The following is a 12,408-nucleotide window of genomic DNA, read 5'->3' as shown; positions in this document are numbered from 1 at the left end:
CCGATCTACCCCGGCAGATCGGAGGTAAACGCCGCCGCGCAACAATTTCCTGAGTGCAACGTTTCAGGCGATGGCCTCGGGGTAGCAGGCATTCGGTCGCGGGCAGCGTCGTGTCTTTCGGTGCCCGCTCGTGATGGTCGTCGCTCAGGAGGGTGGCATGGTGAGAGAATCGGTACCCGGCGGGTCGCCGCGGCGAGCCGTCGGGTGGTCGGCGGCGGCCTGCGCCGTCTCCGCCGCAACGATCGGACTGCTGGTGGCCCCGCCTGATCAGATGCAGGGTGACGCCGCTCGGTTGATGTACCTGCACGTGCCGGCGGCATGGACTGCCTACCTGTGCTACCTCCTCGTTCTCGTCGCATCGGCGCAATACCTGCGCACAGGCCACGATTCGTGGCACCGTCGTGCCCGAGTCGCCGCCGAGATCGGCGTGCCGCTCACCGCGTTGACCATCGCGCTCGGCAGCATCTGGGGTCGCGCCGTGTGGGGCGTGTGGTGGGCGTGGGACCCGCGCCTGGTGAGCACCGCGTTGCTGGGTGTGATCTATTGCGGATACCTGGCACTGCACCATCTCGGTGCCGACGAGCGGGGCCGCCGACGGGCCGCCTGGTGCGGCATCGTGTCCGCAGCGGTGATCCCCGTGGTTCACTTCTCGGTCGTGTGGTGGCGATCGCTGCACCAGCCGGCAACTCTGTTGGCCCCGTCGGCGAACCCGCCGATCGACGGGATGATGGCCGCGACCCTTGCCTTGGCCGTGGTCGCGTTCACCTTGGCCGCGACGTGGCTGGGTTTACGCCGCCTCGCTGCGCTCGACGGTCAGATCCGCGGCACCTCCGCGGTGGCCTCGGTGGCGCGATGACCGGTTGGACCGCGGTGCTGACCGGGCTGGCTCTCACGGCGGCGACGTTCGCAGCGCTCGTCGCGTTCACCCGGAAGCGACCGTGATGAGGCCGCGACCCGCGATGCTCGTCTTGCTTGCGGTCGCGGGCGCCGTTGTGGCGCTGTTGGTCACAGCCGGACTCTCCGGCACGCTGGTCTACTACAAGACACCGACAGAGGTCGCGCAGTCGACGGCCAACACAGGACACGCCGTCCGGCTGGGCGGTCGCGTGGTGCCCGGCACGCTTCACGAGAGCGCCGGCGAAGCACGGTTCCGGATCGCCGACGGGCACGGTGATGTCCCCGTCGTGGTGCACACGGCGTTGCCCGACACGTTTCGCGAGGGGCAGGATGCTGTCGTCGACGGCATCCTGGGTCAGGACGGGGTGCTGCGCGCTGACACCGTCGCGGTGAAACACTCCAACGAGTATCGCGCGCCGACTTCGGGCGTCCCGTCGGAGCCGCAGACGTGACCGGCGCGCTCGGCAACCTCTCGATCGGCGCCGGGCTGGCCGCGGCCCTCATCGCATGCATCCTGTGGTGGGCCGCTGCTCTGTCGGACAAGTACGTCAGAGCCGCCCGCTGGGCGACAGGCACGATGGTGCTGGCGGCGGCGCTGGGTCTGGGCGCGCTCGAATGGGCTTTGATCACCCACGATTTCAGTGTCGGATTCGTCGCCGAGAACGGTGGGCGTCATGTGCCGCTGTACTTCACGATCACCAGCGTGTGGTCGGCACTGGACGGCTCGATCATGCTGTGGGTGTTCGTCCTCAGCGCTGCGGCCGCGCTACTCGCGGCAGGAACCGGCCGGCGGCCGACGCGCGAACGTGCGTGGGCGCTGGCTGTCGTGACTCTCGTGGCGGTGTTCTTCTTCGCTCTGATCCTGTTCGCCGCCAATCCCTTCGAGCGAACGGGCGCTGTGCCGGCAGACGGCCCCGGCCCCAATCCGTTGTTGCGTGAGCATCCGGCGATGGGTGTGCATCCGCCTCTGCTCTATGCGGGGTATGTGGGCATGGTGGTTCCGTTCGGCCTCGCCGTGGCCGCGTTGATCACCGGTGGCAACGACGATGCCTGGCTTCGATCTGCCCGGCGCTGGGCGCTCGGTGCCTGGGTGCTGTTGACGGCCGGCATCGTGCTCGGCGCGTGGTGGTCGTATGCCGTGCTCGGCTGGGGCGGGTACTGGGCCTGGGATCCTGTCGAAAACGCTTCGCTGTTGCCGTGGCTGACCAGTACCGCGGCGTTGCACGTCACCATGGTCCGCCATCGATCCGATCGCCGCGGGTGGGCGGTCGCCCTGTTCTGCGCGACGTTCCTTCTCGTTCTGCTGGGCACGTTCCTCACCCGCTCCGGAGTGATCGCCAGCATCCACAGCTTCACCGAATCGCCGCTGGGCCCCATGCTTCTCGCGTTCACCATCCTGATCGCGGCGATCGTGACGGCGCTGTTGATCAGGGGCCCCGGTCACGATCCGCCGCCATCGGCACCGCCGTGGCGCTGGTGGGCGCGCGACACGGCACTTCTGTATCAGGCTGCGCTGCTGCTCACGATCACCGCCGTCGTCCTCGTCGGCACCCTCTATCCGCTGATCAGCCAACTGATGTCGGGCAGCCAGGCCGCCGTCGACACGGCGTATTTCACTCGCACGGCAGTCCCGCTCTTCCTCGCGGTCCTGCTCCTGATGGGTGTGTGGCAGCTGTCCACGACCGACGGCGGCCTCGCGTCGCGGACGCTGATCGTGCCCGTGTCGGCCGGCCTGCTCACGGTGGTCGTCGTCGGGATCTTCTGGCCGACAACGATGCTCGCGTTGACGACGTTCGGGCTGGCCGCGTTCGTGTCGGCCGGCGTTGTCACGACCGCACGACGAGGAGGCCGGGCCGGTCTGGCGGCACACCTGGGTGTCGCCGTGATCGCAATCGGTATCGCGGCGTCCGCATCCTACGGTCAGGCGAACACCGGGCAGCTGCGCCCCGGTGATGCGATCAGCGTGGGGGGCGTCACCGCCACGCTGACCGGCGTGGACCGCGAGGCCGGCCCGGACCGGACGACGGTGTCGGCCCGTCTGTCGCTCGCGGACGCGGGCGGATCATTCGGGGCGGCCGCCCCTCTGCTGCACCACTACCCGGGTCGCGACAGCACTGTCGGCGCGCCGGCCATCATCACCCGGCCGACCGGAGACGTCTACGTGACGCTGACGGCCGTCGATCCGGCCGGTCCGACGGCGACGGTACGACTCGCGGTCAACCCGTTCGTCTGGCTGTTGTGGTTGGGCGGGTTGATCGTCGCGGGCGCAGGTGCGACGGCGCTTCTGCAGAGCCGCCTCCGTGGTGAGGGCGGCTCCCCGAGTGCAGACGGCAGCGATGTCACACGTGAACCTGCCGGGGTGGGGTCATGACCGATCGCCGGGGCCGCAGAGTCGGCACGATGATCGGCGGTCTCGTTGCCGTCGTCGCGCTCGGCGCCGTGCTCGCAGCCGGCCTCGACCGGCCGGCGGGAACCGAAGGCACCTCGCTGCCGATAACCCAGCACCCCGACCGGCAGGCGCCGCCGCTGGCGGGGACGACACTGTCGGGTCAGGAGTTCCGCCTGGAGCAATATCGGGGCCAGATCGTCGTCCTCAACGTGATGGCATCGTGGTGTTCGCCCTGTCGCGACGAGGTTCCGCTCATCGCGCAGGCTGCTCGTGACTTCGCCGGTCAGGGCGTGGAGTTCGTCGGTATCGCGATGCGCGACGAGCCCGAATCCACCCGGGCCCTCCTCGCCGCGGCGGACGCCGAACACCTCACTGTCGTCGAGGATCCCGATGGTGTGTCGTCCATCGACCTCGGTGTGCGCGGCGTGCCCGAGACCTTCGTCGTCGACCGCTCCGGCATGCTGAGGTTGCACGCATTCGGTCCGATCACCGTCGACTGGCTCGATGAATGGGTGGCGCCCATGGTGCAGTCGTGACGCGCCGCCGTGGCTGGCTGACCGTGATGCTGCTCGCCGCCGCCGCAGTGGCGGTGATCGTCGCCACCTCCACCGGGTCAGACGCGCCGGATCCGGCCACCGAGGTGGCAGCATCGCTGACATGCCCGTCGTGCGCGGGTCAGTCGGTGGCGCAATCGGATTCCCCTGTCGCGGCCGGTATGCGGCAGGTGATCCGGGACCGGCTGGACACCGGAGAGACCCCGGAACAGGTGCGTGCGTGGTTCGCCGATCGCTACGGGTCCGACGTTCTCCGTGACGGAGGACGCGCCGCACGGGCCATGCTGTGGGTGTTGCCGATCCTCGGTGCCGCGGCGATCGCGGCGGCGGTCGTCGTGACCCGTCACCGACGACGAGACCGGGAGGTGGTCCCGGCGTCGCCGCGGAACATCGCACCCACGAGGGTGTTCGCGGTCGGAAGTGTCCTCGCCATGGCGATCGTCGCTGGTGTCATGGCCGCGTCGTGGTGGTCGCCGTGGCGGATCTCAGACCAGGGGGGATCCGCCGACGCCGCGGCCACTCGGGGCGAGCCCGCGGCGCAACTCGAGCATGCCTTCGCGCTCCTGAAAGCCGGACGCGCGGACGAGGCTGCGGCACTGGCCGCGCAGGCCAGGGCGCAAGCCCCGGACGATCCGGATGCACTACTGATCCTCGGACTGGCACAGCGAGTTTCAGCGCCCCGCGACGGGGAAGTGACTCTTGACCGCTTCCTCGCGATCGCCCCTCACCATCCGGCGGCCGCGGAGGTCCGTCGACTGTTGGGCGTCGGCACGATGCCCACCACACCACACGAGGAGGTTCCTTGGCCGCCCACTGGCTGACCGCACCGACCTGGGTGACCCCGGTCGTTACCCTGTCTGCGGTCACCATCATGGTAGCCGCGGTGGGCCGCGCCTCGTCACCTGCCGACGCCTGTCTCATCCGTCGGCGCCTTCCGGACGGCCGGTAGTCATGGCGTTGGTGCTGGCATTCGGACTCGTGTTGTTGATCAGCGTGTCACTGTCCGGACTGGCCGCTCGCACCGTGTTGTCGACCGCGCTGCTGTTCCTGGCTGCCGGAGCGCTGCTCGGGCCGGGCGGATTCGGCGTGGACGACATCCATGCCGACGACGAGATCGTGTCCGTACTGGCTGATCTGGCACTGTTCGTGGTGCTGTTCACCGACGGCCAACGCGCGTGTCTTCCCGCGCTGCGCGAGAACTGGCGATTGTCCGGGCGTGCGCTCGGTCTCGGCATGCCTCTGACGATGGTCGGTATCGCCGTGCCGGCGCACTTTCTGCTCGGACTGGATTGGACGACCTCCTTTCTCATCGGTGCGATCCTCTCCCCGACGGACCCGGTCTTCGCGTCGGCCCTCGTCGGGCGGGACGACGTGCCACTTCGGCTGCGCCGACTGCTCAACGTGGAGTCGGGCCTCAACGACGGCCTCGCGCTTCCGTTCGTGTTGATTTTTCTGGCCACCGCGCAGCACCAGGAAGCCGAATTGTGGAATGTCGGGACCGAATTGGTGTCGGGACTGGTGCTGGGGGCTGCCATCGCCGCGGCGGTGGCCTTGCTGTGGCGGCTGCCGGTGTTCTCGGCGGAGCCACGACTGCAGCCGTTGGGCCCGGCCGCGATCGCGATCGTCGTGTACGCGACATGCCATCTCACCCATGCCAACGCCTATCTGGCTGCATTCGCCGCCGGTTCCACACTGGCGACCATGCACGGAGCGGCGGCCGAGCGATTCGAACGCTTCGGTGATCTGGTCTCCGAGCTGGCCAAGTTCGCTGCGCTCATCGTCTTCGGGGCGCTGATCACGCCAGATCTGCTGTTCGGCCTCAGCTGGCGGGACTGGTTGGTGCCCGTCATCGCCATCCTGCTTGTACGGCCTGCCGCACTGCTGCTGTCGATGCTACGCACACGACTGCCGGCCCAAGAGCGCTGGACCGCAGCGTGGTTCGGCCCCAAGGGATTCGCGTCGGTGGTCTACGGCCTGCTGGTGCTACAGTCCGGCATCCCGGACGGGGAACGGGTTTTCGCGATCGTCGCAGCCACCATCGCGTTGTCGATCGTCCTGCACTCCACCACGGACGTACCTGTTGCGAAGATGCTCCACGTCGAACCGCCCACCGATCTGCCGGGTGGCGCGACCGACCCGCAACCCGAGACGGCGGACGCGCCGACGAAGTGATCTCAGGAGAATCGCGATGAGCAACGAGATTTTCGACGGCTGGCAACACCCTGCGTTCGCGGCGCTCAAGGCGCTGGCCCTGTTCATCACGGCCGCGGCCGCGTTCCGGTTCGGGCAGCGGCGCACGCTTGCGGAGTTCACTCCGTTCGACTGGGTGGCCGCCGTCGCGGTCGGTGCCATCGTCGGGCGGACGTCGACAGCCGCGGACACCTCGTTCGTCACCGGCGCGGCCGCACTGCTGACCCTCATCGCCGCACACGGGGTGGTGTCGCGCCTGCGGTTCTTCGACGGAATTCGCCGGCTCGTCGATCCGCCTGTGCGCGTACTGATCTCGGACGGCGAACTCGATCACCGCAACATGCGCCGCGCCGGATTGACACGCGCCGACATCGACGCCATCCTCCGGCAGCACGGGTTACGCGACCCGGCCGAGGTCGATCTCGCCCTCTTCGAAGCCAAGGGCTCGGTGTCGGTGTTCAGTGAGCGCAGGGCCTGACGTCGGCTCCTCAGCCGGTCGCGGTCATGCTGATCCGCGCCACCGGGATCGCTCGGCCGTTCTGAGCGGTGTCGGCGAGGATGTCGGCGCGCCACGGCTGGACCGACAGACTGTCGGCATACACCTTGATCCGATCCACGGCGTTCTCCCTGAAGATCCGTTCCTCCCGATCCGAGGACACTGCGACCACGAATGTGTTGACGGCGGGATGCTCGACGACATCGAGCAATGCATAGCGAGGACCGTGCACCGCAGAGCCCGGACCGACGCCGTCGAGCTGCTCCACGAGCACCACACGACGACCCCACAGATGCCTCAGCCGCGATTTGAGAAGCGGTACCAGTACATCGGCAATGCGCGGCGCGCCGAGTGCGCCGCGCAGGGCCCGCGACAGTGGTCGCGTCCTCGACGTGGTGACCTCCATCGTGCCTCCTTTCGCTCCTACGTCATTGCGACGCTTACCCCTGTTCGTTCTCTCCATGCGCGGCGCGCGCCCGGATCCGGTCGAGTGTGTCGTTGAGAAGCCGCGACACATGCACCTGGGAGATGTCGAGCCGACGTGCCGCCTCCCGCTGAGTGAGACCTTCGAAGAAGATCAATCGCAGGATCGACCTGCGCCGGTGGTCGAGTTCTGCGATCGCGCTGGCGACCGTCGCCATGTCGTCGACTCTGTCGAACCCGGGATCGTCGACTCCGTGGAGCGCTCCGACGGTGGCGCTCGCCTCCCCCGCCGCCGCGTCGACGGGTCCGTCGAGGGACACCGGGTGGTAGGCGGACGCCACGTCGAGTCCCTCGACCATGTCGTCGCCGTCGACGCCCAGTTCTGTGGCCACTTGTCTCGGGGTCGGCGTGGAGCCCAGCCGCTGGCACAGCACATCGCTCATCGCGCGCGAGCGAAGGTGCATCTCCTGTACCGCGCGGGGGACGTGGACCATCCAGCCGTGATCCCGGAAGTGCCGCAGCAGCTCTCCGCGAATCGTGGGGACGGCGAAGGCCAGGAAGTGCCCGCGGCCGGCCTCGAAGCGGTCCACCGCCTTGACCAGCCCCAGACGAGCCACCTGCATGAGGTCGTCGGCGGGTTCCCCACGGCCGACGAATCGGGAGGCGATGTTGTCGGCGACGGGGAGGCACGTCGTCACCACTCGGTTGCGCCACATCGCGCGCTGACCGGCGTTCTCGGCCTGCGAGAGCCGCGTGACGAGGTGGTCGATCTGCTCTGGTCTGACATGGCGGGGCCGGCCCGTCCGACGCGGCACCCGGCCGACTCGTGCAGATTTCTCGCTGCCGAGTGGCGAACCGACACGAGGAGTGTCGATGACGGTCAACGCGATCTTCCTCCGGTCGCTCGGATGTCATCGAACGAGTACCCCGGTAGACGACGCCGGCGCCGACTCGCCGCAATCGTTGCCGTTTTGCAATAAATGCTGTGAAGTGTCCATTGCGCGACGGCGGATGAATCGTTTTCGCCAGTCCGGGAACCCTCGTGTCGACAGCTGCAGAAGGAGATCGAATGCTCACCAACGTTTCCGTACGCACACCGGCCACCATCGCTGCCGCCGCGTTGACACTGCTGACCGGGTGCAGCGACGACGACGCTGCACTTCGGTCCCCCAACCGCGGAACCGGCTCGACGACCGAGGCCACCACTGTGGAGAACGCCTTCATCGTGCCCGCCTTCGTCCCCGGTCGCTGTGCCCTCCAACTGAATGCCGGCGCAGCGCTGCGGTTCACCGTCACCAACAACCGCGATGCGGAATCGGAGACGTTGCTCGCCGTCTCCACCGACTCTGCCCGTCAGGCCCGCGTTCCAGCCGACGCCGTCATACCACCGGAGTCGACGGTCGCCTACGGCCAGCCCGCCGGCCCGGACGCCTCGGGGACTCTGGCGCCGGTTCGCCTGGACGGGTTGGACCCCGGCCTGAAGCCGGCGAAGACCGCTGATGTGACGTTCTCGTTCGAGCGCGCGGGCGACATCACGATTCCGGTCCCGGTGAACGCCTGTCCTGTGCAGACCCCCTGATCAGCGCGACGCGGCGGCACCCCACGAATGCCGACGGATCATCTGCGCGCCGCTGGGTACAGATACCGGATGATCGTGAAGAGAATCGTCATGTCACTCGGTGCCGTCGCCATCATCGTCGGCGTCGTCGGTCTGCTGACCGGCGTGTCGATCGACCCGGAGGGTCGTAGCGTCAGCTGTGGGAGCGCCGTGGCCGCCGATCTGTCAGAAGCGCGTGCCCTGCAACCGGAAACCACCGAGAATGCCAGGATCGACGGCGAGCTGGTGGTACGCCCGGATTATGTGGCCCTGTGCCAGAAAGAACTCGAGGATCGCCGATTGGGGACTCTCTTTTTGTGCGGCCTGGGTGTGGTGGCGGTCGCGGTGCCAGCGGTCATGACACTGGCATCGCGACGCCGCACATCTGCGTGACGTGTTCGGTCAGTCGTCTCCGCGAGGGGGCGGATCGACCGACACACCCGAGGACTGATGCTCAGGACCGGCATCCGGGTGCTCGGCCGGCACCCTCTCGCGGAATCGGGCAGCCTCGCTGACCCCCTGCGGGCGACGCTCGACATCGTTGCCGCGGTAGGGACCCGGCTTGGGGCGGGGCTTTCCGCCCGGCAGAGCGAGCCGAAAGATGGTGCGATGCACCGTGAACCACTGCTTGCCGAACCGACCGGTGTTGTACGGCAACTCGTAGCGCTCGCAGATGTCCTTGACCTTCGGGGCGATCTCCGAGTATCGGCTGCTCGGCATGTCCGGGTACAGATGGTGCTCGACCTGGTAGCCGAGGTTCCCGCTGATCACGTGGAACAGCGGGCTGCCCTCGATGTTCGCCGCACCGACGAGCTGGCGGACATACCATCCGCCGCGCGTCTCGTCGGCGACTTCTTCCTCGCTGAACGTGTACGTCTGGTCGGGGAAATGACCGCAGAAGATGATCGCGTGTGCCCAGACGTTGCGGACGAGGTTGGCCACCGCGTCCGCGGCGAGGGTACGCAGGAAGGTGCTTTCGACCCCGGGCGCCACCCGGTCCAGCACGGCGGCGATGGCTGAGGCGCGACGGCCCTTGGACGCCTGGCGCACGCGACGGCCGATGCGGGAGGTCGCAGGCTGGTCGATCCGGTCGCGCAGCGCGAGCTTCGCCAACGCGAACGCGCCCGCACTGATCACCGGCCAGCCGATGTAGTCCTTGACGATCTGCTGGCGCGCCTTACCGGCGATGCTCTTGAAGTCGTCTTTGAGGTCGGCCATCGTCTTCTCGCCCCGCCACAGCGCCTCGACGTCGGTGTCGTGCAGCGCCACACCCCATTCGAACAGGATGGTGAGGAGGAGGTTGTAGAGCGGCTGCCCCAGATTCGCCTTGCGCCACTTCTGATTCGGGTCGATCCGCATGATCTCGTAGCCGAGATCCTTGTCCTTGCCCCGGATGTTGGTGAAGGTGTGATGGATGTAGTTGTGCGAGTGCTTCCAGGCCTCCGCGCTCGAGGCGGTGTCCCAGTCCCAGACCGAGGAATGGATGTCCGGATCGTTCATCCAATCCCATTGGCCGTGCATGATGTTGTGACCGAGTTCCATGTTCTCCAAGATCTTGGCCATGCTGAGACAGGCGGTGCCGAGCACCCAGGCGGTGCGCGATCGTGACGCCAGCAGCAGCACGCGTCCGGCCACCACGATCTGTCTCTGCACCGAGATCACGGTCTTGATGTACTGGCGGTCGCGGTCACCCAGTTCGGCGAAGACCTCGTCATGGATCGCGTCGAATTCCTTGGCGAGCTTCTCGAGCTCCTGCTCGGTCAGCCGCGAAAGCGGAGTCTCGATCGATGTGGTCACGTCAAATCCTTCCCATCACAATGCAACTTCGATATCGCCTTCGGGGGCATGAATGCAGATCCGCACGTCCTGCTCCGTCGGCTCCGTCACTTCCCCCGAGCGCAGATCGCGGATACGCCCCGACTTGAGCGTCCCCACGCACGTATGGCAGATGCCGATCCGGCATCCGTACGCGAGATTGAGGCCCGCCTGCTCGCCGGCCTCGAGAATCGGTGTCCCCCCATCACAGTCGACGGTCTCTTCGCTGTCGAGAAAGGTGATCTGACCGCCCTCTCCCTCACCGGCGTCGCCGCCGATCTTCGGCTGGAAGCGCTCGTAGTGCAGCCGGTCCGGGTCGCCGTGCTGCTCCCAGTGCTCGATGAGGTCGTCGAGCAGTCCTTCCGGACCCGAGCAGAAGGCCTCGCGGTCACGCCAATCCGGGCAGAGCTCGTCGAGGTCGGCCGCAGACATACGCCCCTGCTCGGACGTCAGCCGCAAGTCCAGCCGCATCGTGTCGTAGCGGCGGTCGAAGTCCTCGAGCACCGGCAGGAACATCACCTGCTCACGCTCGTGATCGGAGTGGATGACTACCGCATCGTTCAACGCACCGCGCCGATCCAGGCTGCGCAGCATGCTCATGATCGGGGTGATTCCGCTGCCGGCGCTGATGAAGAGCGTTTTCGCAGGCAGCGGGTCCGGCAGGATGAACACGCCTTCGATCTCACTGAGCCGCACGACCTCGCCGGGCTGGATCTTCTCCACCAGGTACGGCGAGACGACGCCCCCGTCCACCTTCTTCGGGGTGACGCTGATCAAGCCGTCCTCCGGGTGTGGGTCCGACGTGAGCGAATAGGCACGCCAGTGGTAGCGACCGTCGATCACCAAACCGAGCCGAACATATTGGCCGGGCTTGTGACCGGGCCATTCGTAGCCTGGACGGATCAACACGCTGGCCGCCTCGGAACCCTGCGGCTCGACGCGCTCGACCTTTCCGCGCAGCTCCTTGGTGGTCCACAGCGGGTTGACCATCTCCAGATAGTCATCCGGGCGCAACGGTTTGAAGAGATGAGTGATCGCCTTCAAGAACAATCGCCGTCCGCGCGGCACGACCGGCTGCGCGCCCCGTTCTGCCATTCCGTCCCCTTCGAGTGACGACCATCACGTCCGGCACCGGGGTTTCCCCGCGTCACGTATGCGAAACCTCGGGTACCGGAAAAGTCACACGCCCCCGATGCACCGCCGCAACGGTTGCCACGCGCGGTCGATGAACGGGCCGCGGGGCCCTCAGACCGCGAGGTGAGCGAACGACGCCTCGTCGCGATCCCTGACCCACGTCCGCGCCCGGAACACCGGGACGTTGCCCAACGGTGTGGCGATCCAGGCACGCTTGATGTCCTTGTTCCCGTCGGGCATCACGAACGAGACGGTGCCGAAGCCGCTGTCGCCGAGCTGGACGACATTGACGATCGAACCGACGGGCGGCACGTCCCCCTTTGCGATTCCCGCGACACCGTCGACGATGCCGGTGACGAGCACCGCCTCGCTGCGGATGCCGAAGAGGTCGCGCTGGGTCATCACGTGGGCATCGACGCGTCCGATGCGGGCGCCCTCGGCGCCGTGGACATCGAACTGCTGGTGGCCCTGGTACTGAATCTCCCTGGGCGGCAACCCGTTCACACCCACCGGCTGCAGCGCGGAGACCGGCACCAGCGTCAGGCCGCGGGCCACCGGTAGCGGTTGCGTCGACGGCGGCTCCGAGGAAGGTCTTGCCACTGACCCGCACCGTCCCCGGCCCGACCTGTTCGACGATGACGACGTCACCGGCCGGCGAGGGAAGCGACTGGTACAGCACGTAGTTGTCGTCGCCGCCTGCGTAGACGACGTTGTAGACAGAACCGACGGGCGGAGTCTGCCCGTCGCCGGTGCCCACGTCGACGCCGTCGTTGGCGGTCACGAGGATCGCTTGGGTGTATGTACCCAGAATGTCGGACGTGGTCGTGAACACGCCCTCGAAGGCACCCACCTGGGCGCCCTGTGCGTCATTGATCCCGAACATCTGGCGCCCTTGGACACTCGTGAACAGGGG

General features: G+C 67.5%; 14 protein-coding genes. 9 read left to right on the top strand and 5 right to left on the bottom strand.

Annotated elements, in window-relative coordinates; translation table 11 throughout:
• The first annotated feature begins 157 nt into the window (after positions 1-157).
• The 7 genes from ccsA to MHN84_RS06980 all read left to right on the top strand — a co-directional run bounded on the left by ccsA (position 158) and on the right by MHN84_RS06980 (position 6,508).
• Entirely contained in the window at positions 158-856 is a 699-nt protein-coding gene (ccsA, locus tag MHN84_RS07010) for a cytochrome c biogenesis protein CcsA (RefSeq protein WP_241203920.1), read from the top strand.
• Between the two features lie 85 nt (positions 857-941).
• Complete coding sequence (locus MHN84_RS07005) at positions 942-1,349, top strand: cytochrome c maturation protein CcmE (RefSeq protein ID WP_241203919.1); 408 nt, start codon at positions 942-944, stop codon at positions 1,347-1,349.
• Positions 1,346-3,268 (top strand): heme lyase CcmF/NrfE family subunit, encoded by a 1,923-nt coding sequence (locus MHN84_RS07000; protein ID WP_241203918.1) that lies wholly within the window; start codon positions 1,346-1,348, stop codon positions 3,266-3,268. Before MHN84_RS07005 ends, MHN84_RS07000 begins: the two co-directional genes overlap by 4 nt.
• Complete coding sequence (locus MHN84_RS06995) at positions 3,265-3,822, top strand: TlpA disulfide reductase family protein (protein WP_241203917.1); 558 nt, start codon at positions 3,265-3,267, stop codon at positions 3,820-3,822. The genes MHN84_RS07000 and MHN84_RS06995 overlap by 4 nt, the downstream gene beginning before the upstream one ends.
• A complete protein-coding gene (locus MHN84_RS06990; protein ID WP_241203916.1) occupies positions 3,819-4,661 on the top strand; it encodes a cytochrome c-type biogenesis protein CcmH in 843 nt (280 codons plus the stop codon). The genes MHN84_RS06995 and MHN84_RS06990 overlap by 4 nt, the downstream gene beginning before the upstream one ends.
• A 130-nt stretch (positions 4,662-4,791) precedes the next feature.
• Positions 4,792-6,012 carry a sodium:proton antiporter gene (locus tag MHN84_RS06985; protein WP_241203915.1) on the top strand — a complete coding sequence of 407 codons (1,221 nt, stop codon included), beginning with the start codon at positions 4,792-4,794 and terminating at the stop codon, positions 6,010-6,012.
• A gap of 16 nt (positions 6,013-6,028) precedes the next feature.
• On the top strand, positions 6,029-6,508 hold the full coding sequence (locus MHN84_RS06980; RefSeq protein ID WP_241203914.1) for a YetF domain-containing protein: 480 nt from the start codon (positions 6,029-6,031) through the stop codon (positions 6,506-6,508).
• Between the two features lie 10 nt (positions 6,509-6,518).
• Here MHN84_RS06980 and MHN84_RS06975 read toward each other — a convergent pair whose 3' ends face one another.
• A complete protein-coding gene (locus MHN84_RS06975) occupies positions 6,519-6,932 on the bottom strand; it encodes a hypothetical protein (RefSeq protein ID WP_241203913.1) in 414 nt (137 codons plus the stop codon).
• Positions 6,933-6,966: 34 nt separating this feature from the next.
• Complete coding sequence (locus tag MHN84_RS06970; protein ID WP_241203912.1) at positions 6,967-7,764, bottom strand: sigma-70 family RNA polymerase sigma factor; 798 nt, start codon at positions 7,762-7,764, stop codon at positions 6,967-6,969.
• Positions 7,765-8,018: 254 nt separating this feature from the next.
• Here MHN84_RS06970 and MHN84_RS06965 point away from each other — a divergent pair, with 254 nt between their 5' ends.
• Together MHN84_RS06965 and MHN84_RS06960 are read left to right on the top strand one after the other, a co-directional pair.
• On the top strand, positions 8,019-8,528 hold the full coding sequence (locus MHN84_RS06965) for a hypothetical protein (RefSeq protein ID WP_241203911.1): 510 nt from the start codon (positions 8,019-8,021) through the stop codon (positions 8,526-8,528).
• Positions 8,529-8,555: 27 nt separating this feature from the next.
• Positions 8,556-8,939, top strand: coding sequence for a hypothetical protein (locus MHN84_RS06960; protein ID WP_241203910.1), 384 nt, complete (start codon positions 8,556-8,558; stop codon positions 8,937-8,939).
• 9 nt (positions 8,940-8,948) lie between these two features.
• On the opposite strand, the gene MHN84_RS06955 is transcribed toward MHN84_RS06960, so the two are convergent.
• From MHN84_RS06955 to MHN84_RS06945, 3 genes are all read right to left on the bottom strand, one after another.
• Positions 8,949-10,343, bottom strand: coding sequence for an acyl-CoA desaturase (locus MHN84_RS06955; RefSeq protein ID WP_241203909.1), 1,395 nt, complete (start codon positions 10,341-10,343; stop codon positions 8,949-8,951).
• A gap of 15 nt (positions 10,344-10,358) precedes the next feature.
• Entirely contained in the window at positions 10,359-11,456 is a 1,098-nt protein-coding gene (locus MHN84_RS06950; protein ID WP_241203908.1) for a ferredoxin reductase, read from the bottom strand.
• A gap of 150 nt (positions 11,457-11,606) precedes the next feature.
• The gene (locus tag MHN84_RS06945; protein ID WP_241203907.1) at positions 11,607-12,095 is read right to left on the bottom strand and encodes a hypothetical protein; all 489 of its coding nucleotides are present in this window, start codon (positions 12,093-12,095) and stop codon (positions 11,607-11,609) included.
• Positions 12,096-12,408 lie beyond the last annotated feature (313 nt).

The sequence above is a fragment of the Mycobacterium sp. PSTR-4-N genome, from assembly GCF_022348085.1.
Taxonomy (GTDB): Bacteria; Actinomycetota; Actinomycetes; order Mycobacteriales; family Mycobacteriaceae; genus Mycobacterium.
The sequence above is the reverse complement of the archived record's forward strand: the minus strand, read 5'-3'. Positions and strand labels throughout refer to the sequence as shown.

Coding starts and splice junctions, on each gene's coding strand:
- ccsA (WP_241203920.1), top strand. CDS start 158: ATGGTGAGAGAATCGGTACCCGGCGGGTCGCCGCGGCGAGCCGTCGGG.
- MHN84_RS07005 (WP_241203919.1), top strand. CDS start 942: ATGAGGCCGCGACCCGCGATGCTCGTCTTGCTTGCGGTCGCGGGCGCC.
- MHN84_RS06995 (WP_241203917.1), top strand. CDS start 3,265: ATGACCGATCGCCGGGGCCGCAGAGTCGGCACGATGATCGGCGGTCTC.
- MHN84_RS06985 (WP_241203915.1), top strand. CDS start 4,792: ATGGCGTTGGTGCTGGCATTCGGACTCGTGTTGTTGATCAGCGTGTCA.
- MHN84_RS06980 (WP_241203914.1), top strand. CDS start 6,029: ATGAGCAACGAGATTTTCGACGGCTGGCAACACCCTGCGTTCGCGGCG.
- MHN84_RS06975 (WP_241203913.1), bottom strand. CDS start 6,932: ATGGAGGTCACCACGTCGAGGACGCGACCACTGTCGCGGGCCCTGCGC.
- MHN84_RS06965 (WP_241203911.1), top strand. CDS start 8,019: ATGCTCACCAACGTTTCCGTACGCACACCGGCCACCATCGCTGCCGCC.
- MHN84_RS06960 (WP_241203910.1), top strand. CDS start 8,556: ATGCCGACGGATCATCTGCGCGCCGCTGGGTACAGATACCGGATGATC.
- MHN84_RS06950 (WP_241203908.1), bottom strand. CDS start 11,456: ATGGCAGAACGGGGCGCGCAGCCGGTCGTGCCGCGCGGACGGCGATTG.